Source organism: Bacillus sp. S4 (assembly GCF_040838205.1).
Classification (GTDB): Bacteria; Bacillota; Bacilli; order Bacillales; family Bacillaceae_G; genus Bacillus_A; species Bacillus_A cereus_U.
This window is the reverse complement of sequence record NZ_JBFPJI010000006.1, coordinates 1-22,313: the sequence shown is the minus strand read 5'-3', so window position 1 is coordinate 22,313 and position 22,313 is coordinate 1. Positions and strand designations below refer to the sequence as shown.

The window sequence follows — 22,313 nt, the reverse complement described above, 5'->3', positions numbered from 1 at the left end:
AGGAGCGTGATAGAAATGAAAGTTTACATTTTACCAAATCGCGTCACTTTAGTCGGCAAAGCATGGCAAATTCGTCATAAGCTAAAACAATATGGCAAAGAGTATACAACTGTACAAGAGTGGATTACAGCAAATAAAAAGTAAAAGTTTGTCAACCTCCTTTCCCTTTCGTACAATAAAGATAAGGAGGTTGACCTATGAAAAAACGTCAATTAGGAAACTCAGATTTATATGTTACGGAAATTGGATTTGGCTGTATGTCTCTCGGTACATCTGAGGCTGAAGCTATGCGTATTATCGATGAGGCAATCAATTTAGGAATTAACTTTTTTGATACAGCGGACTTATACGATTATGGATTAAATGAAGAATTTGTTGGAAAAGCTCTGAAAGGAAAACGCGACCAAATTGTTCTTACAACAAAGGTTGGAAATCGATGGACAGAAGAAAAAAACGGCTGGTCTTGGGATCCTTCTAAAGCTTATATAAAAGCCGAAGCAAAAGAGAGTTTACGTAGACTTCAAACAGATTATATTGATTTATATCAACTGCATGGCGGGACGACTGAAGATCCTATAGATGAAACAATTGAAGCCTTTGAAGAATTGAAAAAAGAAGGTATTATTCGTCATTATGGTATCTCTTCTATACGTCCAAATGTCATTCGTGAGTATGCAAAACGTTCAAATATCATTAGTGTATTAATGGAGTACAGCCTTTTAAATCGTCGTCCTGAAGAATGGTTCCCACTGCTTAATGAACATCAAATTAGTGTCATCGCACGCGGACCACTTGCGAAAGGCATTTTAACTAACAACAATGCAAGCAAGATAGAAAGAGTAAAGGAAAAAGATTACCTCTCCTATTCTTATGATGAATTAAATACAACACTCGCGAGTGTAAAAGAAATTATAGGAGAAAGATCTTTAACTGGATCAGCCATTCAATACTGCTTACATAATGAAAATGTTGCATCTGTTATACCTGGTGCAAGCTCTATTCAACAGTTGCAAGCAAATGTACATGCTGGGGAACAAACGTCGTTAACAAAAGAAGAATATACACAACTTCAGCAAATTGTTAAATTTGATACATATACATTACATCGTTAAAAAAACGTTACCGTATAGGTCATAGCTATCAAGTTAAAAAAGAAGGTGTCCCAAAAGCTCATTAAAAATGACCTTTTAGAGACACCTTCTTTGTATTGATCTTTATATGGGTGAGAAGTTGTTTCATGAACTAATTTAACGTTATGTTTATCTATCGAGAATAAACGACTATTATTTTTCTTATTTTGAACTAAAATCAATTGATTTGTAGAGTTCGGGCAACTTTCCCACCACTTTCTATAACCGTACAGATAGCGTTTTTATAACGTATCATATTTATCAGGATTCGTTCCTACATGTAAATTACGATTTAACGTATTAATTTGATCCATCTCTTCTTCAGTTAATGAGAAATCAAAAATAGTAAAGTTCTCTTTAATACGAGATGGCGTAACAGATTTAGGAATAGTCACAATCCCACTTTGAATATCCCACCTTAATATAACTTGTGCAGGTGACTTTTCATATTTTTTAGAAATAGCCTGAATAATTGGATGCTGGAATACTTCGCCGCCTCTCATTAAAGGACTCCACGCTTCCATTTGAATTTGCTCACCTTGACAAAAATCACGCAATTCAAATTGCGCTAACATTGGATGAAGTTCAACTTGGTTTACCATCGGCTTCACTTTGCAATTTGGTAATAACAGTTCTAAGTGATGTTTATGAAAATTAGAAACACCAATGGCACGCACTTTACCTTCTTCATATAGCTTTTCTAGAGCACGGTACGTATCAACATACTTCCCTCTTATCGGCCAATGGATTAAATATAAATCTACATAGTCCATTTGTAATTTCTTTAAACTTTTTTCAAACGCCTCGAGCGTCTCCTCGTACCCTTGATCGTCGTTCCAAACTTTTGTTGTAATAAACAAGTCTTCTCGCGGGATTCCTGATTCACGAATCGCCTCTCCGACACCGCTTTCATTTTCATATACAGTTGCTGTATCAATCGAACGGTATCCAAATTCTAATGCTGTTTTTACTGCTTGTTTAACTTCGTTGCCTTCTTTCGCTTTATAAACGCCTAGACCAATCATCGGCATTTTCACACCATTATGAAGTGTAGTTGTTGGAATATGCACACTCGTTCTCCCTTTCAATGTTACATTTTTTGTATACCACCACTTTATTTCAACAAGATTCATCCAAAAAGTCAAAACATACGTACAGTTTACATAATACTTTTATACACGTTTAAAAAAATAACGTGAACTCAGTCATTCACGTTATTTCCTTTCCATTCTTTCGCTTTTTCATCAACATTACGTACAAACTCATTTTTCCCTTCCGTATACATCGTGCCATCATATGTATATTTTTCCGCTAGTTCTTTCTTTAAAGTTGCATATGCCTCTGCTTCTTCACAATGAGCCATCATGTAATCACGAAACGATAAATGCCTTGTAATCTCAGGATTCCCTTTTTCAAATACGTGCAAGTGATACGAGCGTTTCTCCTCCGTTCCATGAATAAAAAAACGACGACCTGAAATACCATTTTCCCCTTTCACGATGTAACCAAGCTCTTTAAATCGTTCATTCCAATGATCTACTCTGTCGATACTTTCTACTTCCATGATCATATCAATAATAGGTTTAGCTGCTAGTCCTGGCACTGACGTACTTCCAATATGATGGATTTTTACCGTTTCTGGCATCGCCGATTTTAATCTTTCGGCCTCCATTTGAAATTTCTCACTCCAATGATTTTCGTACGAAACGACTACAATTTCCCTCATTCTAACTCCCCTTTTCTTACAAACTCGTCAAAAAAATGATCAGCGGCATTTCACTGATCATCTTTTTATTATTTAAAGTCTTTCCAAGTAAGGCTACTTTCACTTAACAGTTCTTCAAATGATTTATTCTTTTCACGTTCTTTTTGTTCCTTACGCTTTCTTTCTTGTTCTGCTGCCTCTTTTTTCTCTTCTCTCACTTGCAACTCTTTTTTCTTATTCTTTAATTGTTGCATTAACGAATCGTTCAATTGATCACCTAGTGTAAGTGATTCTTTCTCTGGTTGATTCATTTGAGAGTGTCTTTGTGTTTGTCTTTGCTTCTTTTTCTTCATACTATTCACCTTTTACTTTTTTCTCCATTATAGAGGATACACGGTGAAATCGACAATAAAAAAGATACATGCCCCCGATTCTCTATTATTCTTTTTTTGTAAATATGTTAATTTTTCGAAAAAACTAAATTTTATTGTAGATATAATCCTAGTAATCTATTAAAATTATGTCGTATGATGTCAGATTATAAAAAAAGGAGAAATTAATTATGTGGAAAAAAATTATTCCTGCTGTTGCTGTTTTAAGCACCCTTACTTTTTCAAGCGTATTCGCCGCTCCTCCATCTCAGGCTCCTGCCGAACAAAACCGATACATAGACGTACAAATGCTTGGTATTAATGATTTCCATGGACAACTAGATACTGTAAAAAAAATTAACAATAAAGAAGCTGGTGGTGCTGATTACTTAGCTACTTATTTAAAAGAACGCAAAAAACAAAACCCTAATACACTTCTTGTACATGCTGGAGATATTGCCGGAGCTAGCCCACCAGTTTCTGCTTTATTACAGGACGAACCAACTATTGAATTTTTAAATGACTTAAAATTTGATGTTGGTACAATTGGAAATCATGAATTTGATGAAGGCATTGATGAAATGCGACGCCTTATTTATGGTGGATATCATGAAAAAACAGGGAATTTCAAAGGAGCAAACTTCCCTTATGTCGCTGCAAACTTCTATAATAAATCAACTGGCCGCTTATTTTTACCACCATTTACTGTAAAAATGGTAGATGGAGTTCCTGTAGGATTCATCGGAGTTGTTACAACGGATACACCGAATGTCGTTATGCCAACTATGCTAAAGAATGTACAAATTACTGATGAAGTAGAAGCTATTAATAAATCTACTCAGCAATTAAAGCGTCTCGGTGTTAAATCTATCGTAGTCCTTGCACACGTTGGAGGTACAACTGATGACACTGGTGTAACAAACGGTGACCTTACTCGCATTGCAAATGAAACAGATCCCGAAGTTGATGTTATTTTCGGCGGACATAGTCATACATACGTAAATGGTACTGTAAATAATAAACTCATCGTACAGGCGAACTCTTACGGAATGGCTTTCTCGGACGTAGATGTAACAATTGATAGAAAAACAAAAGATATTGTGAAGAAAAAAGCTGAAGTTATCACAACATATCATGAAGGTGTAGAACCTGATAAACAAGTAAAACAAAAGTTAGATCAATATAAAGAAAAAATTGCACCGCTTGTAAATGAAGTTGTCGGAAAATCTACAGCACCTATCGACCGTAAACAAAACGATGCTGGTGAATCTACCCTTGGAAATTTAATTGCCGATGCACAGCGCCAAACAATGCAAACACAAATCGCTCTTATGAATCCTGGTGGAATTCGCAATGATCTAGACGCTGGAGATATTACATGGGGCGAGTTATATGGTATTCAGCCTTTCGGAAATCAATTAATTAAAATGGATTTAACAGGTCAAGATATTCGTGAAATTTTAAATCAACAATGGCAAAAAGGAACAACGAGAATGCTCCAAATTTCAGGTATCCAATACACTTGGGATGCAATTAAACCAAATGGTGAAAAGGTTACGAATATCCGTTTAACCAATGGTGAAGAATTAGTTTCCACGAAAACGTATAGCGTAGTTGCAAATGCCTTCCTAGCTTCTGGCGGCGATGGATTTGTATCCTTTAAAAATGGAAAAAATACTGAAACTGGTCCAAACGATTTTGAAGCATTAGTCGATTATGTAAAACAAGTGAAAGAACCAATTCAGCCAATTATTGATGGACGTATTCAAAAAATCAACTAAATACTATTCAAACTAGTGCGTGACACTCGAAAGAAGAAGCTCCTTTTTATATGCAAGGAGCTTCTTCTTTTAGAGTCATACGTATTGTCATTCTTCTAGTGCAGTAAAGGATAAGCACATAGCCCCTTGTTTCCTCGTAGTATATAGAAAACTATAATAGGAGGGTTTGTATGTATTTCTATCCAAACAATGACGATACATTATATCGACAAAATGACAAACTCATTCGTAGTATTGAGAAAGCAATTAATGGAGAATATAGCGCCATTCATTGTTATGCTAAATTAGCTAATTTAGCTCCAGACATAAATGAACGAAATCAAATCCTTGAAATTCGGCAAGATGAAATAAAACATTTTCACCAATTTGTACAAATCTACACCCTTTTAACCGGTAAAAACCCTCAGCCCCAAATCACTGAAGAATGTCCAACTCTTTATTTGAACGGATTAGAATTCGCTATACAAGATGAGCAACGAACAGTTGATTTTTACTTAGAAATTGCAGACGAAACGACAAATCAACAAGTGAAAGAAACATTTCGGCGCGCAGCAGCTGATGAACAAAATCATGCCGTTTGGTTCCTATATTACTTTTCGAAACAAAAAATGAAATGAAATAAGACAAAAAGGATACACGCTCTTATATGGAACATAGTATCCTTTCTTTTATTTCTCTGGATACGTTTCATGATTAACATCATACCGTTGCAAAAATTCATGTAGTGCTTCTTCTACAATTTTAGACTTTTGAATCCCTTTCGATTCCGATATAACATCTAGTCTTGCTAATACTTCTATATTAATTGAAAAGGTTCGTTTCTTTTTCTCTGTGCTCTTACTTATAATTTGAACACTTATTTCTTCTCTTTTTCTTAGCAATTCATAAATGCTTTGTAATTGTTCATAAATTAGTAATTGATAGTCTGTTTTTGCATATTGAAGGGCAGTAGCTTCTTGGATTTGCAAATGACGTGGCTCTTCACCATCACCTATAAAGATACGTTTTTTCTGCTCTCCATCATATTCATATCCAATCACCCTTAACTTCTTTGATAATGTATATGGGCTCATTTCAAGCCGTTTCGCTATAATAGCGATTGATTCGCGTCTATTTAAAGAATCAATAATTTCTCCAATCGTCACATTCTCCCTCCTCTCTTAATCGCCTAAACTTGAAATCAAACCAGTATGTTATGATACAATGATTTTCTAGTAGTATATGCAAAAGAAAGAGCCTGTGCGATTCATACCATTTAAGAAAAGGAGGTTTACATATGCTTTTTCGTAGCTATACACCACAGTTTTATAACGAAAAGAAGCAATTAATCCCTAACAGTATCGCTACGATAGAAAGCGTTATGATTAATGACCGGAAACAATCTCTCCTTATACGCGGACAAAACGTGGAACAGCCTATTTTATTATGCTGTCACGGTGGACCTGGTATGGCACAAATCGGCTTTATTCGTCATTTTCAAAAAGAGTTAGAAAAGCACTTTATCGTTATTAATTGGGATCAACGCGGGGCAGGTAAATCCTTTTTATGGCGAGATATCCAAACAAATTTTACGATTGATCAATTTATTTCAGATGCAAAAGAAGTCATTCACTATCTTCTTAGACGCTTTAAAAAACAGAAATTGTTTCTCGCTGGGCATTCTTGGGGGAGTATTATCGGACTGCAAATCGCTAGTCAATATCCCAAATATATAGAAGCATACATCGGCATCGGTCAAATCGTACATATGAAGCAAAACGAAGAATTACTATACCGACATTTAATTAGCTCTGCAAAAAAACATGACCATAAAAAGGCATTAGCTTCTCTTTTAAAGTTAGGGAAACCACCCTTTTTAGATACGAGACGTCTCATTATTCAAAGAAAGTGGCTTGGTACATTTGGCGGAGCAATACAAAACGGATCTTCCTTTTCTTTCATACGAAAAGGTTTCTTTTCTCCTGAATATACGCTATTAGACTGGTTCAAATTTCTCGCAGGAAATTTAAAATCCGGAGTTTTATGGGAAGAGATGCTAACAATCGATTTCTTTTCGTCTATTTCAAGTTTATCTGTTCCTGTTTATTTTTGTTCTGGTCGCTATGATTATCAAACTCCTTATGCACTCGTTCAACAATATTGCGATATCATTCAAGCTCCTATTAAAAAGATGGTTTGGTTTCCAAACTCGGCACATTCTCCAGATTTAGAAGAGCCTGAACTATTCGCCAAATCTTTACAATCAATTAAACAAGAACTATCTTTTCAACATACATAACGAAAGGCTCTTTTACATTTCATAGAAAACATTTTATAATGATATGTCGCAAGTATATGTCACTACAAACACTTGCTTGCCTTAACAGAATAAAAATTAGGGAGATTACATTTATTATGAACGCTGTACTCATCGCAGTAGCAGTCATGCTACTGCTTAGTTTGTTACGTGTCCAAGTCATTGTCGCCATTATCGTTGGAGCTTTAACAGGCGGACTTATCGGCGGACTCGGTATTTCAGAAACAATTAGTACTTTTACAGCCGGTCTTGGGAACAGTGCTCCTATCGCATTAAGCTACGCAATGCTCGGTGGATTTGCTATTTCCCTTTCAAAAACAGGACTTCCTGATGCAATGATCCAATCAGCTTTAAAATGGATCGGCAACGAACAAGACACGAAAAAACAAGTCTATTCTAAAATACTTATATTATTTATCATTTTAACAATGGCTTGTTTCTCACAAAATATTATCCCTGTTCATATCGCCTTCATCCCAATCTTAATTCCAGCACTTTTGAAAGTATTAAATGAGCTGAGGGTGGATCGTAGGCTTGTAACATGTCTTATTACATTTGGATTAATTACCCCTTACATGTGGGTCCCAGCAGGATTCGGAAAAATTTATCATGACGTATTACAAACAAATGCTGCGCAAAGCGGTCTTACATTTGATGTCGCACTTATTCCAAAAGCGATGACTATTCCAGCAATCGGTATGATTATCGGATTATGTGTAGCAGTTTTCATTACATACCGAAAACCACGTACATATGAAACAGAACAAATTCATGCTGCACAGAATGAAATCGTTCCCTATACGAAAAGAAGCATTACTTTTGGTTTATTATCAATACTCGCTACATTAACTGTGCAATTAGCAACAGAATCAATGATTTTTGGTGCTTTAGCAGGTATTATCGTCTTATCAGTTAGCGGTAGTCTCCCTCTTAAAGAAGCCGATGCTATTTTAACGAGCGGAATGCGTATGATGTCCTTTATCGGATTTGTTATGATTTCTGCCGCTGGATTTGGCGCTGTTCTTCGAAAAACTGGACATGTTGAATCTCTTGTGCAAGCGAGTGCACATATAATCGGAAATAATAAACCGCTTGCTGCATTTCTTATGCTCGTTATTGGACTTCTCGTTACGATGGGAATTGGTTCTTCCTTTTCAACCATCCCAATCTTAACAACAATTTTCGTACCGTTATGCGTCCAGCTCGGATTTAGTCCCATGGCTACAATCGCAATTATCGGTACAGCTGGTGCACTTGGTGATGCAGGTTCTCCAGCATCTGATAGTACACTTGGACCAACGTCCGGTTTAAATGCTGATGGTCAGCACCATCATATATGGGATACATGTGTTCCAACATTTCTACACTATAATATACCGTTACTTATATTCGGCTTTATTGCCGCAATTACACTATAAAAGGTGCGTTTTAAAAACGCACCTTTTACTTTGTTGTTTCTCTCTCAATACATCTAAATTCTGTTTCCACTTCTTCTTGTTCCACTTGTTTCTTCTTTATTTTTCCTATTAACTGCTGAAAAGCTATTTCCCCATTTTCTTCGATATAACTTCCAATCGTCGTTAATGATGGACTTATCCATTCACCCTCTAAACTCCCGTTAAATCCAATGATTTGCAAATTACCTGGTATATGAATATTAAGAGTTTTCGCCGCCCTGATTAGCTCAATAGCGACCTTATCACTTGAAGCTACAACCCCATCTATGTATGGATGCTTTTGTAACAATTCAAGAAACTGTTGATTCGTATACCCTTGGACAATTTCCTCTCGATAAGAAAGTCCTTCTTTCCAAGCAGTATCTAGAAATCCTGCCACATGCTCTTCCATTTCTTCACTCTCTACTCCCTCACCGATATAAGCAAGAAACTGGCAGCCTTTCTCTTTTAATAAAGAAACAGCTTTCTGTCCACTTTCATAATAGCTCATAAGAGATTGCCGTCCTTCAAGCACAGCGAAAGGAAGTGAGATCTCTCCTATACTTCGAAAAACAGATTTCGTCATTATAACGCCTGCAATGTTATTTTGCTCCAACATATCTATGTATCTATTCTTATTTTCTATATTACAAACTATTACTTGATACCCTTCTTTATATGCTATTTCCTCAACGAAACGGAGCAAAGTGATGTATGATGGATTATGCAAATTATCTACAAGTAATGCAATCATCGTTGAAGGCTGTTTAAATAAAGGCTTTGCTGTAGCATTCGGTCTATAATGTAATTCTTCAATTGCTTTTTTTACTTGTTTCACCGTATCTTCATGGACATATCCTTTTTCGTTAATGACTCTTGAAACGGTTGCGACTGAAACACCGGCCAATTTTGCAACATCACGTATAGTTGCCACATCGTCACCCCTTAATATGGTAATAGATTACAATTTTAAACTAAACCAAAATATAACATTCGTCAAGGTTATTGTTTTATATTTCTGAAAATTGTTACACAACTTCCACTCTACTCATAAAGTGAAACTTTAATCAGTGGGAGTTTTACTGCCCTCAAATGCGGGATAAAATATACTCCAGCTGAATTTCATGTGAAATCGCGATATTATCATAACCAATAAACGGAATTTCTTTCTTTATTTTTCGTGCTTCTTTTACCGCATCAATATACAAGTTCGTCATCATGAAGTTACGTTTTTGATAAAAACGAAGTGCGTTCATATTATCATTCGTCGTAATGAGCCACACTTTTTCACATTCGTTCTCTTTTGCCACTTGCAGCACACAATCCACCAGTTTTGTACCAATCCCCTTTCCTTCCTCAAAACTATTTAACGATACAATTTCACACATGTTTTCTATCACTTTACACGTTATAATTCCCACTATTCTGTTATTTCTAAGTGCAACAAAACCGGGTAATTCTTCTAATTGATGTACTCTGCCTCGCGAGACCATCATTGAGCTTCCCCAGTTTTCACACATAAAATCCTGAATTGCTTCTTTCATTTCTGGTGTAATTTTTTGTATATGAACCATATACGATTTCTCCCCTTTTCACATCATTGTGATACAATGTTAGTGTATCATATGTAGAGGTATTTGGAGGATGAGGTAAAGTATGAAACGTTTTTTTACAGCATTGTTTACTATACTAGGTGCACTAACTGCGATTGGGATTTTCTTTACAAATAAAGTTATGTACTTGAAGAAAAAAACAGAGGAAGAAGTTTTAGAACGCGAAACGAAAAAGCATTTTCATTTGGACGATTTTAAGGCTATTCAAAAAGAAGAGGTTCACATCCCTTCTCAATTCGGATACGAACTTCACGGATATTACATGCCAGCTGGTCATTCCAATAAATTTATGATTTTTTGCCACGGTGTGACCGTAAATAAAATCAATTCCGTTAAATATGCAAACTTATTTTTAAATAGAGGATATAACGTATTTATTTATGATCATCGCCGTCATGGTAAAACCGGTGGTAAAACAACAAGTTATGGCTATTATGAAAAACATGATTTAAAGTCAGTAGTTGACTGGCTAAAAGATCGTTTCGGAACGAATATTACACTCGGAATTCATGGTGAATCTATGGGTGCTGCAACTCTTCTTCAATATGCAGGACTTGTTGAAGATGGTGCTGATTTTTATATTGCTGATTGTCCTTTCTCTGATTTTTATGGACAGTTACAGCATCGTTTGAAAGTTGAGTTTCACTTGCCAAAATGGCCTTTATTGCCTTTAGCAAATGCCTTTTTAAAAGTTCGTGATGGCTATACAATTCGTGAAGTTTCACCAATTGATTGTATAAAAAACATTAACAATCCTGTTCTCTTTATTCATAGTAAAGACGATGACTATATTTTATCTGATATGACGAAATCACTTTATGAAGCGAAAGAAAATAATAAACAGCTTTATATTGCAGAACATGGTGCACACGCTTGCTCTTATAATGAAAATAAAGAAGAGTACGAAGATGCCATCGATCAATTTTTAAACACATATGTAAAAGAAACAAAAAACAGGCTTGCATAAGCCTGTTTTTTTACTGCGCTAAAACGTCTGTAACTTGTTCCATATTTTCAGAAATCCACTTTACTGCCTCGTCTAGCGTTGGGAATTCCGTCGTTTGAAAAGTCACCTCATCTTGAAGTAACCAAACGTCTTTCGGTTCTTGTCCTACACCTGCGATTGACCAATGAAGTAAACTATATGGATGATTATCATTCAAAAATGATGCCCATGTGCGCTCATTTGCAATATTTTGTAGTGTTTGTAATTTTTTATCCATCTTTCGTCACCTTACTCTAGTCAGTTATAAAAACTATTATAACACTCTCTTCTCTCTCAAACAAAGTGCTCTTTTTATATTGTCAAGTACTCTCCCTAATTATATGATGAGAGTAAGCGTTTGGAAAGGAGGGATAACGTTGGCAAAAGTACAAATTAAAGTAAATGATAATGGCTCTTTTCGCGTTACAGGGGACGTGGAATTAGTTGACTCACAAGGGAATGTATTCCCAGCAAAACCGGCATTTTCTTTATGTCGTTGTGGTTTATCAAAAAACATGCCTTATTGCGATGCTTCGCATAAAGGAAAATTCGAGTCTGTTGTTAGAGCACCAGAGGCAGAATAAATATTTAAAGAGCATGCACATTTATTTGTGCATGTTTTTTCTTTTGATCAAAGCCTATACAGCCCTTCCCCTTTCAACATTTCTATTACTTTCGTCCCCATTCAAATCGGCATATATTTTCACACAATTCTTCACATTCGAACATTTTTTACTATGCTTTTTTCTTTTTTGTGCTATAATGTGAGCAAACAACATCCTTCGGGGTCGGGTGAAATTCCCAACCGGCGGTGATGAAGCGAAAGCTTCTAAGTCCGTGACCCGTTTTCAACGCGAAAACGGTGGATCTAGTGAAACTCTAGGGCCGACAGTATAGTCTGGATGGGAGAAGGATATGTTTTCTAGTAATTATATATAGCGAATACACTTTTATTTCAGTATGCATATTTTTAAAGGTTCATTTTGACTCTTTATATATGTTTTATTTTGTATACTTATGTTTCTATACTGAAATAAAAAGATACGACTAGCGTTTGAAAAACTCGATATTTTGCTAGGTTTTTTTCTTATACCAAAATATCAGTCATCGTTAGGTTTCTTTCCTATACTTTCGTATTCGAACTATATTTCTAGAAATCACGTCTCCCAAACCCCAAGGATTCTATATCCTTGGGGTTTTTTGATTTTTTCAGGAGAGGTGACGAGAATGACAGATCAAGAATATATGAGGATTGCCTTGCAGTTAGCACAAGGAACATCGGGACAAACAAGCCCAAATCCTATGGTTGGTGCTGTTGTTGTAAAAGATGGCAACATTGTCGGAATGGGTGCCCACATGCGTGCCGGTGAAGAACATGCTGAAGTTCATGCTCTTCACATGGCTGGAGAAAGAGCAAAAGGCGCTACCGTTTATGTAACACTTGAACCGTGTAGCCATTTTGGAAAAACACCGCCTTGCTGTGAATTACTCATTGAAAAGGGCGTCCAGCGTGTTGTAATCGCCACCCTTGATTGCAATCCACTCGTTTCTGGTAATGGAAAAAGGAGATTAGAAGAAGCTGGAATCAAGGTGACTACTGGTGTTCTTGAAGCGGAAGCAACTTTATTAAATCGATACTTTTTTCACTATATGAAAACGAAACAGCCATTTGTAACAATAAAAACAGCAATGAGCTTAGATGGAAAAACAGCGACTGTAACGGGGGAAAGTAAGTGGATTACAGGTGAAGAAGCGCGAGCTGATGTTCACCAATATCGTCATATGCATGACGCTATCCTTGTCGGTGTGAATACAGTTATAACTGATAATCCACACTTAACAACACGAATTCCAAACGGAGGTAAACATCCTATACGCGTTATTTTAGATACCCACTTACGAACGCCGCCATCTTCTCATGTCATAACAGATAGCTTAGCTCCGACATGGATTATTGTCGGTAAGGATGTAAATAAAGAGAAAATAGCGTCTTATGAATGTAACAATATAGCTGTATTCCAAATGAAAACGAAGCAAATTGAAATACAAGATGTCCTATCCCTACTCGGGGAGAAACAAATTCTTTCTCTGTTCGTTGAAGGTGGTCAAACAGTACATGCAAACTTCTTAAAAACAAATAGTTTTAATGAAATTGTGACCTATATAAGCCCAAAGTTAATTGGCGGAAAAGATGCACCCACTTTATTTGGCGGAGCTGGTTTTTCGAAGTTACAAGATGCACTTTCCTTAACAATTCAAGAGATGAAACAAATTGGTAATGATATAAAAATTGTTGCAACCTTAAAAAGCGAGGTGACGGAATGTTTACAGGAATTGTAGAAGAGTTAGGAACGATATCAAGCATGACTCAAAGTGGTGAAGCAATGAAGCTAACTATTAGCGCAAATCAAATTTTATCGGATGTTAAGCTAGGTGATAGTATCGCGGTTAACGGCATCTGCTTAACAGTAACTACTTTTACGACTACTTCATTCACTGTTGATGCAATGCCTGAAACAATGAATGCAACATCACTTCGTATGCTAAAGCCAAGTGCCAAAGTGAATTTAGAACGGGCAATGGCTGCGAACGGACGATTCGGTGGACATTTCGTCACCGGACATATCGATGGCATCGGTACGATTTTAACTAAAAAACAACATTACAATGCCATCTATTACAAAATAGCAATTTCTGATGAATTACTACGCTATTGTTTGCATAAAGGATCCGTTGCTATTGATGGCACTAGTTTAACAATATTTGATATAGACGAATCTTCAATTACAATTTCACTCATCCCCCACACAGTAAGCGAGTCTATAATCGGAGAAAAAAAAGCCGGGGACATCGTAAACATTGAGTGTGACATGATTGGAAAATATATTGAACGCTTTATTTCAAAGCCCGCAAAAGGAACTGATTCAATGACCGAAAGCTTTTTACAAGAAAACGGATTTCTATAAGGGGGAAGTACAATGTTTCATCGTATTGAAGAAGCTCTAGAAGATTTAAAACAAGGAAAAGTCGTTATCGTATGTGATGATGAAAACCGAGAAAATGAAGGCGATTTTATTGCTTTAGCAGAGTACATTACACCAGAAACGATTAATTTTATGATTACACACGGTCGTGGTCTCGTTTGCGTACCGATTACGGAGCAATACGCAGAGCGTCTACAGTTAGAACCAATGGTTTCTCATAATACGGATTCACATCATACTGCTTTTACAGTAAGCATCGATCACGTTTCTACAACAACAGGCATTAGTGCTCATGAGCGTGCTACAACAATACAGGAATTATTAAATCCCGCATCTAAAGGAACTGATTTTAACCGCCCTGGACATATCTTTCCATTAATTGCGAAAGAAGGTGGCGTCCTTCGCCGCGCAGGTCATACAGAAGCTGCTGTTGATTTAGCAAAACTTTGCGGAACTGAGCCAGCTGGCGTCATTTGCGAGATTATAAATGAAGATGGGACGATGGCACGTGTACCTGATTTAATACAGTGTGCAAAACAATTTGATATAAAAATGATTACAATTGAAGATTTAATTGCTTATCGCCGCCATCACGAAACACTTGTGACGAGAGAAGTGGAAATTACATTACCTATAGATTTCGGTACTTTTCATGCAATTGGCTATTCTAACTCATTAGATATGAAAGAACATATCGCGCTCGTAAAAGGTGATATTTCAACAGGCGAACCTGTACTTGTACGCGTTCATTCAGAATGCTTAACAGGAGATGTATTTGGTTCATTCCGCTGTGATTGTGGACCACAGCTACATGCTGCACTTGCTCAAATTGAGCGTGAAGGAAAAGGCGTTCTTCTCTATATGAGACAAGAAGGACGAGGCATTGGCCTTCTGAATAAGCTTCGCGCTTATAAGTTACAAGAAGAAGGGTTAGATACTGTAGAAGCAAATGAAAAACTTGGGTTCCCAGCTGATCTTCGTGATTACGGTATTGGCGCTCAAATTTTAAAAGATTTAGGCTTACAAAGTTTACGATTATTAACGAATAATCCACGAAAAATTGCTGGCTTACAAGGTTACGATTTAAAAGTAACCGAGCGTGTACCGTTGCAAATGCCAACAAAAGAAGAAAATAAAACGTATTTACAAACGAAAGTAAGCAAATTAGGACATTTACTAAACTTATAATTAAGGGAGAGATACATTATGGTATTCGAAGGTCATTTAGTTGGTACAGGATTAAAAGTTGGGGTTGTTGTTGGACGTTTTAATGAGTTTATTACAAGTAAGTTACTTGGCGGAGCTTTAGATGGATTAAAGCGTCACGGTGTAGAAGAGAATGCTATTGATGTTGCATGGGTTCCTGGTGCATTTGAAATTCCTTTAATCGCTAAAAAGATGGCAAATAGCGGAAAATATGATGCTGTTATTACATTAGGTACAGTAATTCGCGGTGCTACAACGCATTACGATTACGTTTGTAATGAAGTAGCAAAAGGTGTTGCATCTTTATCACTACAAACGGACATTCCAGTTATTTTCGGTGTATTAACGACAGAAACAATTGAACAAGCGATTGAACGTGCAGGTACAAAAGCTGGCAATAAAGGCTATGAATCAGCAGTTGCTGCGATCGAAATGGCTCATTTATCAAAACAATGGGCTTAAAAAAAGAGGCTGCGGCCTCTTTTTTTTATTTTCTCACCTTTTTTCGTACATCTTCTATTAATTCATCCATCGTTTTTCCTTCTGTTTTTATACGAAGAGTTTGTGCTGTTCTCCACACATTTTCTCTCTTTTTCGCTTCTTCTATAATAGAAATTTCCTTCCTCACTTCTTTTAAATCCTTTCCTTCTGTTTCAAGTCCAAAATGTTCAGCTTTCGTTCGAAAATGCTGTTCAATTCTTTGTTGCATTTCTTTTTGTTCAGGATTTTCAGCCGCCTTAACTGGATCAGCACTTATCGCTTTTATTAAAATCAGACAAGTCATAATGGCTAATATGTATTTGTACATGTAAAATCCTCCAACCCGATATAAATTACATTTTTACTATGTACAATTAGAGCTTGGAAAATTCGTCCACAAAATTATTTTTCTCGTCCAAAAGTGAATACTATCAAGCGTTAATGGACTTTTATTACATTTTTTTACAAAAAAGTAAACCCTTTAAAGAGTTTGCTTTTCATCTATCTTATAGCGCACATTCTTCAATCTCAAATCCTAAATCTTCAATCATACCCCAGTCCGCAGTCGGCTCTTGTCCAGCTGTTGTTAAATAGTCCCCGACAAAGATAGAGTTTGCTGCAAATAAACCAAGTGGCTGTACAGAACGTAAATTAAGTTCTCGACCGCCTGAAATACGAATTTCTTTTGTTGGATTTACAAAACGCATCATCGCCAGCACTTTTAAACATTCTACAGGTGTTAATTCTTTTTGTCCTTCAAGCGGAGTACCCTTTACAGCAACAAGAAAATTACACGGAATAGAATCCGCATCTAAACGTTGTAATTCAAATGCAATTTCAGCGCGCTGTTCAATCGTTTCTCCCATTCCGAAAATTGCTCCAGAGCATGGAGAAATACCGGCTTGCTTCGCTTTTTGGACTGTATCAACACGATCGTCATACGTATGCGTTGAACAAATGCTATCATAATTGTTAGCATGCGTATTTAAATTGTGGTTATAACGATGCACACCAGCTTCTGCTAACTGACCTGCTTGATCTTCATTTAAAAATCCTAAACAACAGCAAATTTTTAAATCTGTCGTTTCACGAATTTCCTTAACTGCTCCAATAACGTGATTTACTTCTTTATCCGTCGGACGACGACCAGATGCAACAATACAATATGTACCTGCTTTACGACGAATTGCTTCGTGCGCTCCTTCAACAATTTTCTCTTGTGTTAACCATGCATACTTATCAATCGGTGCTTCTGAAATAATAGACTGTGAACAGTACCCGCAATCTTCAGGACATAATCCAGATTTCGTATTTATAATCATGTTCAACTTTACTTTCTTACCAAAATGATGATGGCGAATGATGTAAGCTGCATTCATAATTTCTAAAACCTCTATATCATCAGCTTCTAATATTGCAATTGCATCTTCTTTCGTAATCATTTTCTCTTCTACTACGTCGTATGCAAGTTTTTTCCAATCCCTTTTTGTTTGTACTTGTTTCATTTCATCTCTTCCCCTCTTTTGTTATATACGTAAATAAAGCATGATATGTTGCTACTATCCCTTCTTTTTCCGTGAAGTCTCTTTCGTATATACGAAGCATCGTACGAAAGAGTGAAGGGCTTTGACAATAAGACTCTTCATTACTATTGGTCGCTCCTACTTTTCGAATAGAATGTAGGAATTCCCTAACTTCTGCAAATCTTTCTATGTAACATGTTTCAGAAACATGCACATCCCCTGTTTCTATCTTGCATATATGAAGCAACTGATCTTTCGAATAAAAACGTTGACCAATCAAAGTTTCATTTTGGATGTTTTTTTCCTCTTTCGCTCGCTGAAACGAAGCATGGAGCTCTTGAAAAGTTTCTTGTCCAAAGGTGGAAAAAAGTACTATCCCATCTGTAGACAAATGATGAAATAAATTTCTTATCACTTGTTTTACATTGTTAAGCCATTGAAATGTGGCATTCGAAATAATAACATCATATGATTCTTCTAATCGTAATCGTTCAATATCCTCACAATGAAACGTCACATTTTCGGTATTTTGTCTAGTTTTTGCAATCGTAATCATACTTTCAGCAAAATCAACGGCTGTAATTTGTGCTTTTGGAAATAACTTTGATAATTGCTCTGTGACATAACCTGTCCCGCATCCAAGTTCTAAAATACGTATTGATGATGTTTCACTATATCGCCGCTTCAATATAGAAAGTAACGAATGTGCCATCTTTTTTTGTACATTTGCATATTGATCGTAAGATACGGCTGCCCCATTAAACCGTTTTTGTAGTAACGTTTTGTTGATCATGTCGTATCCCCTCTACAAATTGGATTATCTCATTCGCGCAATATTCGAAATTCGTTACACATAATGCATGACCAGCCCCGCTTACTACTTTTAGCGTAGCATTCGTATTCTCCGTCATATTATGAGCTGCGGATAATGGACATATCACATCCTGTTCTCCATGAAGAAGTAACAACGGGACTTTGATATCTGTTAATTCGTTTCTCATATCTGTTTCTATTAAATAATCTAAGCCTAATTGTAAAGACTGAATCGAGTCCCCTTTAAAATTCAGCGCAATCTCTTTAAAACTCGTATTCTCCTTCAGCTCATTTTTTGTAAATATATTTTCATAGAAACGATTCAAAGTATCTTCTTTCTTTCTCGTTAAATTCTTTTTCATACGTTCTACATGCAAAGAATTCCATCCGCTTGTATAGTCGCTCGTATTTGTAAATTTAGCAGTACCACCAATTAGTACAATACCTTTCGCCTTAATCTTTTTATAAGCTTGAATTGCCGCTAATGCTCCTAATGACCATCCAACTAAAATTACATTTTCATCACGTGCTACCTCTATTATTCGTCCCGCAAATTCACTTTGTTCTTTCACATTACGCCAATCTAAACATTGAACAGGATAGTCTTTAAAATACGGAAGTACAAAAGTCCAAACATCTTCTTCCATTCCCCACCCAGGAATAAAAATAACCTTTAGCTCTTTCATACTAAAAACCCCTCTTCTTTACCGATGCGTATAATATGCTGAATGGCCCATTTTAAATCCGCCATTGTATGTTGTGACGTAACAGCAAAGCGAATTCGGGAACTACCAATCGGAACAGTTGGCGGACGAATTGCAATGGCTGCGATACCTATCTCTTGTAATCTTTCACTAAACCGTAAAGCATTTTCATTTGAACCGACTACAATTGGTACAATATGAGTTGAGCTATTCCCAATGTCAAAACCAGCTTCTTGTAAATGCGTCCTGAAATATGCACCATTCGCTATAAGGTTCTCTCTTCTTTCGTTATCTTCTTTTACAATCTCAATTGCTTTTTGCACTGCTCCTAATGCTCCTGGTGGTAAAGCTGTAGTAAAAACAAAGCTTCTCATCATATTTTGTAAGTACTCTATATAAATTGCATCCCCTGTTAAATACGCACCATAACACCCTAAAGCCTTGCTAAACGTCCCCATATGTATATCGATTTTTTGAGCAAGATCTTTTTCTATATGAGATAATCCAGCTCCACCGATTCCATATATTCCACTCGCATGTGCTTCATCAACTATAATGATTGCCCCGTATTTCTCTTTCAGCTTCACTAAATCTCTCAAATATGCAGTATCACCATCCATACTAAAAACAGTATCAGTTACGATTAATTTCCTCTTTTCAGGTGACGCTACTTTCAACATCTTCTCTAAATGATCCAAATCATTATGACGATACCTTTTATGTTCTGCACCGCTTAATATAATTCCATCAACAATACTTGCGTGATTTAATTTATCACTAAAAACAATATCGTGACGACCAGCTAAAGAAGATAGTACACCTACATTTGCTGTATACCCACTATTTACGATTAACGCTCTTTCAGTACCTTTCCAGTTGCATATACTTCTCTCAACCTCTTCATACAGTGGATAATTTCCTACAATGAGACGAGATGCTGTCGCTCCAGTTCCATATTTTCTTGTGCAAGCAATAGCAGCTTCTTTCAACCTTTCATCTCCAGCTAACCCTAAATAATTATTTGACGCTAAATTTAGCATCCTTTTCTCATTCCGAATAAGCCATGTCTCTTCCGCTTTCTCTGTCACATGCAAATTACGATACTGTCCTTGCTCTCTTAATTGTTCTATTTTAGATTGAAGATGCGCGCGCCACTTTTGATTCATTTTGGATGGACTCCTCTAATTTTGAAATCATAATATGTTCTTTTGCCAATTCCAATAATTCTTCCCTAGTAAAATCACCTTCAAGGAATGGTAATAAACCTAAAACCGGTACCCCGCTCAACTCTTCAATCATTTCTTTGTTTTCTTGTACTCTTTCTTTTTCACATTCTTTACAACCAGACAAAATGACACCTGCTACTGTTAAGCCATGTGCCCTTGCATAAGAAATCGTTAAGACAGTATGATTCACTGTTCCTAGTGTAGGACGCGCTACTACAATAAGAGGAAGCTGTAATTCTTTTGCAAAATCGATTACTAAAGCATCTTCTGTATATGGGACTGCAAGCCCACCAGCCCCTTCTACAAATAGGCTATTAAACTCTTTTAGTAGTTCATTATAGTGATCAGTAATTTCTTTTAACGTTACTCTCCTTCCAGCTCTTTTCATAGCAAGTCTCGGAGCAAGTGGTTCTTCAATAGAATACGGACAAATTTCTTCTTCTCTTGTCGATACACCCGATAAGGCTTTTAACCTTGCTGCATCTCCCTCTGCGTTTGATGCAGCATGTCCACTTTGCAACGGTTTATATACCCCTACGTTATATCCCAATTCTCTAAATACACCTGCTAACGCACCTGCAACCACAGTTTTTCCAACTTCAGTATCAGTTGCCGTTATGAAAAAACCACTCATTATTCTTCCTCCGTAACATCCGAGATTGCTTTATATAAAATGCGTAACATCTCATCAATTTCAGCAATTGTAGATGCAAGAGGAGGCATAAATACAATGGTGTTACCAAGCGGACGTAAAATCATGCCTAACTCTCTTGAGCGTTTACATACTTGAACACCGACTCTTTCTGTCCATTCATACGATTCTTTCATTTCTTTATTTTTCACAAGTTCAATACCAATCATTAATCCGCACTGACGAATATCACCTACGTGCTTATATTCATTAAGCGCTTCTAATTGCCCCGCTACATATTCTGTTTTATGCGCAACAGATTCTATTAAATTAGTTTTTTCATATAGTTCTAGATTCGCAATTGCTACCGCACACCCTAACGGATTACCTGTGTAACTATGCCCATGGAAAAATGTTTTTTGTTCCTCATACTCTCCTAAGAAGGCATTATATATTTCGTCTGTCGTTACCGTAACAGCAATTGGTAAATATCCACCTGTTAAACCTTTCCCAGCTGTTAAAATGTCCGGCGTCACATTTTCATGTTCACACGCAAACATTTTCCCCGTACGCCCAAACCCAGTCGCTACCTCATCTGTAATAAATAAAACATTATATTTTGTACATAAATTACGTAGCCCTTTTAAATATCCTTTTGGCATTGTAATCATGCCTCCAGCACCTTGCATTAAAGGTTCTACAATAATTGCTGCAATTTCTTCATGTTTTTCTTTCAGCAATTCTTCCATTTCTTCTAAATGCTTATTCACAATTTCTTCCTTGTTATTTCCATAAGGAGAACGATATGTATACGGATACGGCATTTTAATTGCCTCAAATAATAGTGAACTATACACTTGGTGAAACAAGTCTATCGCTCCTACTGAAACTGCTCCAATTGTATCACCGTGATACGCTTCTTTTAATGTAACAAATCTTTGTTTTCTCGGTTTCCCTTTGTGCTGCCAATATTGAAAAGCCATCTTAATTGCAATTTCAACAGCGGTAGAACCAGAGTCTGAATAAAATACTTTCTTCAAGCCTTCTGGTACAACATCAATTATTTTTTCTGCTAATAAAATAGATGGAACGTTAGCAAGTCCTAACATAGTAGAATGAGCAATTTTATTTAATTGCTCACGAATTGCCTCATCTAGTTCCGGTACTTGATGCCCATGAACATTTAACCAAATAGACGAAACACCGTCCCAATATTCATTTCCATTTACATCGTATAGCTTTCTTCCCTCTCCACGTTCAATAATGACAGGATCTTCTTCTAAATAATCTTTCATTTGTGTAAATGGGTGCCATACGTAATCTTTATTCTTCTTCGATAATTCTTCATATGTATAAGACGATTTTTCACTCGTGTTACTATTAACAGCCACAATTGTCACCCCTAATGTTAACTTGTTTATAAATATAG

The 22,313-nt window shown here is 36.4% G+C and carries 26 protein-coding genes and 1 riboswitch; of the genes, 12 read left to right on the top strand and 14 right to left on the bottom strand.

Translation table 11 applies throughout. The features are described from left to right. Positions 1-15: 15 nt before the first annotated feature. Entirely contained in the window at positions 16-144 is a 129-nt protein-coding gene (gene mciZ, locus AB3X48_RS01785; RefSeq protein WP_000870295.1) for a Z-ring formation inhibitor MciZ, read from the top strand. A gap of 53 nt (positions 145-197) precedes the next feature. Next, entirely contained in the window at positions 198-1,112 is a 915-nt protein-coding gene (locus tag AB3X48_RS01780; RefSeq protein ID WP_088099491.1) for an aldo/keto reductase, read from the top strand. Positions 1,113-1,372: 260 nt separating this feature from the next. Here AB3X48_RS01780 and AB3X48_RS01775 read toward each other — a convergent pair whose 3' ends face one another. From AB3X48_RS01775 to AB3X48_RS01765, 3 genes are all read right to left on the bottom strand, one after another. Next, positions 1,373-2,200, bottom strand: coding sequence for an aldo/keto reductase (locus tag AB3X48_RS01775; protein WP_016106094.1), 828 nt, complete (start codon positions 2,198-2,200; stop codon positions 1,373-1,375). 131 nt (positions 2,201-2,331) lie between these two features. Beyond that, complete coding sequence (locus tag AB3X48_RS01770; RefSeq protein WP_088099492.1) at positions 2,332-2,856, bottom strand: GrpB family protein; 525 nt, start codon at positions 2,854-2,856, stop codon at positions 2,332-2,334. 68 nt (positions 2,857-2,924) lie between these two features. Then, a complete protein-coding gene (locus AB3X48_RS01765) occupies positions 2,925-3,188 on the bottom strand; it encodes a YqkE family protein (RefSeq protein ID WP_002014945.1) in 264 nt (87 codons plus the stop codon). Positions 3,189-3,397: 209 nt separating this feature from the next. Between AB3X48_RS01765 and AB3X48_RS01760 the strand changes: the two genes are divergently transcribed. Then, positions 3,398-4,987 (top strand): bifunctional metallophosphatase/5'-nucleotidase, encoded by a 1,590-nt coding sequence (locus tag AB3X48_RS01760; protein ID WP_078172861.1) that lies wholly within the window; start codon positions 3,398-3,400, stop codon positions 4,985-4,987. Between the two features lie 170 nt (positions 4,988-5,157). Continuing rightward, entirely contained in the window at positions 5,158-5,604 is a 447-nt protein-coding gene (locus AB3X48_RS01755) for a ferritin-like domain-containing protein (protein WP_002199426.1), read from the top strand. 51 nt (positions 5,605-5,655) lie between these two features. Here AB3X48_RS01755 and AB3X48_RS01750 read toward each other — a convergent pair whose 3' ends face one another. Next, a complete protein-coding gene (locus AB3X48_RS01750) occupies positions 5,656-6,132 on the bottom strand; it encodes a ribbon-helix-helix domain-containing protein (RefSeq protein ID WP_002067020.1) in 477 nt (158 codons plus the stop codon). Positions 6,133-6,263: 131 nt separating this feature from the next. Between AB3X48_RS01750 and AB3X48_RS01745 the strand changes: the two genes are divergently transcribed. Both AB3X48_RS01745 and AB3X48_RS01740 read left to right on the top strand, forming a co-directional pair. Then, positions 6,264-7,265, top strand: a complete 1,002-nt coding sequence (locus tag AB3X48_RS01745; RefSeq protein ID WP_002111650.1) for an alpha/beta fold hydrolase — start codon at positions 6,264-6,266, stop codon at positions 7,263-7,265. Between the two features lie 116 nt (positions 7,266-7,381). Continuing rightward, entirely contained in the window at positions 7,382-8,701 is a 1,320-nt protein-coding gene (locus AB3X48_RS01740; RefSeq protein WP_088099493.1) for a Na+/H+ antiporter family protein, read from the top strand. A gap of 25 nt (positions 8,702-8,726) precedes the next feature. On the opposite strand, the gene AB3X48_RS01735 is transcribed toward AB3X48_RS01740, so the two are convergent. Then, positions 8,727-9,653 carry a LacI family DNA-binding transcriptional regulator gene (locus tag AB3X48_RS01735; protein WP_016106097.1) on the bottom strand — a complete coding sequence of 309 codons (927 nt, stop codon included), beginning with the start codon at positions 9,651-9,653 and terminating at the stop codon, positions 8,727-8,729. A gap of 154 nt (positions 9,654-9,807) precedes the next feature. Further along, positions 9,808-10,293 (bottom strand): GNAT family N-acetyltransferase, encoded by a 486-nt coding sequence (locus AB3X48_RS01730; RefSeq protein ID WP_016106098.1) that lies wholly within the window; start codon positions 10,291-10,293, stop codon positions 9,808-9,810. 82 nt (positions 10,294-10,375) lie between these two features. Here AB3X48_RS01730 and AB3X48_RS01725 point away from each other — a divergent pair, with 82 nt between their 5' ends. Continuing rightward, positions 10,376-11,299, top strand: a complete 924-nt coding sequence (locus AB3X48_RS01725; protein WP_002111658.1) for an alpha/beta hydrolase — start codon at positions 10,376-10,378, stop codon at positions 11,297-11,299. A 10-nt stretch (positions 11,300-11,309) separates the two neighbouring features. Here the strand turns inward: AB3X48_RS01725 and AB3X48_RS01720 are convergent, their stop codons facing one another. Beyond that, positions 11,310-11,555, bottom strand: coding sequence for a DUF2552 family protein (locus tag AB3X48_RS01720; RefSeq protein ID WP_002111659.1), 246 nt, complete (start codon positions 11,553-11,555; stop codon positions 11,310-11,312). Between the two features lie 139 nt (positions 11,556-11,694). Between AB3X48_RS01720 and AB3X48_RS01715 the strand changes: the two genes are divergently transcribed. The 5 genes from AB3X48_RS01715 to ribH all read left to right on the top strand — a co-directional run bounded on the left by AB3X48_RS01715 (position 11,695) and on the right by ribH (position 15,969). After that, positions 11,695-11,901 (top strand): CDGSH iron-sulfur domain-containing protein, encoded by a 207-nt coding sequence (locus AB3X48_RS01715; RefSeq protein WP_001151582.1) that lies wholly within the window; start codon positions 11,695-11,697, stop codon positions 11,899-11,901. A gap of 190 nt (positions 11,902-12,091) precedes the next feature. Next, positions 12,092-12,235, top strand: a riboswitch (FMN riboswitch). Positions 12,236-12,544: 309 nt separating this feature from the next. After that, positions 12,545-13,657: a bifunctional diaminohydroxyphosphoribosylaminopyrimidine deaminase/5-amino-6-(5-phosphoribosylamino)uracil reductase RibD gene (ribD, locus tag AB3X48_RS01710; protein ID WP_088099494.1), complete on the top strand. Its 1,113-nt coding sequence runs from the start codon at positions 12,545-12,547 to the stop codon at positions 13,655-13,657. After that, complete coding sequence (gene ribE, locus AB3X48_RS01705) at positions 13,639-14,283, top strand: riboflavin synthase (RefSeq protein WP_016096153.1); 645 nt, start codon at positions 13,639-13,641, stop codon at positions 14,281-14,283. The genes ribD and ribE overlap by 19 nt, the downstream gene beginning before the upstream one ends. 12 nt (positions 14,284-14,295) lie before the next feature. After that, entirely contained in the window at positions 14,296-15,489 is a 1,194-nt protein-coding gene (ribBA, locus tag AB3X48_RS01700) for a bifunctional 3,4-dihydroxy-2-butanone 4-phosphate synthase/GTP cyclohydrolase II (protein WP_088099495.1), read from the top strand. A gap of 18 nt (positions 15,490-15,507) precedes the next feature. Continuing rightward, positions 15,508-15,969 carry a 6,7-dimethyl-8-ribityllumazine synthase gene (gene ribH, locus AB3X48_RS01695; RefSeq protein WP_002160590.1) on the top strand — a complete coding sequence of 154 codons (462 nt, stop codon included), beginning with the start codon at positions 15,508-15,510 and terminating at the stop codon, positions 15,967-15,969. Between the two features lie 25 nt (positions 15,970-15,994). On the opposite strand, the gene AB3X48_RS01690 is transcribed toward ribH, so the two are convergent. The 7 genes from AB3X48_RS01690 to bioA all read right to left on the bottom strand — a co-directional run bounded on the left by AB3X48_RS01690 (position 15,995) and on the right by bioA (position 22,311). Then, positions 15,995-16,315, bottom strand: a complete 321-nt coding sequence (locus tag AB3X48_RS01690; RefSeq protein WP_002111666.1) for a hypothetical protein — start codon at positions 16,313-16,315, stop codon at positions 15,995-15,997. 178 nt (positions 16,316-16,493) lie between these two features. Beyond that, entirely contained in the window at positions 16,494-17,492 is a 999-nt protein-coding gene (bioB, locus tag AB3X48_RS01685; RefSeq protein ID WP_002160589.1) for a biotin synthase, read from the bottom strand. 1 nt (position 17,493) lies between these two features. After that, the gene (bioC, locus tag AB3X48_RS01680) at positions 17,494-18,303 is read right to left on the bottom strand and encodes a malonyl-ACP O-methyltransferase BioC (protein WP_078172857.1); all 810 of its coding nucleotides are present in this window, start codon (positions 18,301-18,303) and stop codon (positions 17,494-17,496) included. After that, positions 18,269-19,009, bottom strand: coding sequence for an alpha/beta fold hydrolase (locus tag AB3X48_RS01675; protein WP_016106103.1), 741 nt, complete (start codon positions 19,007-19,009; stop codon positions 18,269-18,271). Before AB3X48_RS01675 ends, bioC begins: the two co-directional genes overlap by 35 nt. Beyond that, positions 19,006-20,193, bottom strand: coding sequence for an 8-amino-7-oxononanoate synthase (bioF, locus tag AB3X48_RS01670; RefSeq protein ID WP_016106104.1), 1,188 nt, complete (start codon positions 20,191-20,193; stop codon positions 19,006-19,008). The genes AB3X48_RS01675 and bioF overlap by 4 nt, the downstream gene beginning before the upstream one ends. Next, positions 20,159-20,887 (bottom strand): dethiobiotin synthase, encoded by a 729-nt coding sequence (bioD, locus tag AB3X48_RS01665; protein ID WP_088099496.1) that lies wholly within the window; start codon positions 20,885-20,887, stop codon positions 20,159-20,161. The genes bioF and bioD overlap by 35 nt, the downstream gene beginning before the upstream one ends. Next, the gene (gene bioA, locus AB3X48_RS01660; RefSeq protein ID WP_367958635.1) at positions 20,887-22,311 is read right to left on the bottom strand and encodes an adenosylmethionine--8-amino-7-oxononanoate transaminase; all 1,425 of its coding nucleotides are present in this window, start codon (positions 22,309-22,311) and stop codon (positions 20,887-20,889) included. Before bioA ends, bioD begins: the two co-directional genes overlap by 1 nt. Between the last annotated feature and the right edge of the window lie 2 nt (positions 22,312-22,313).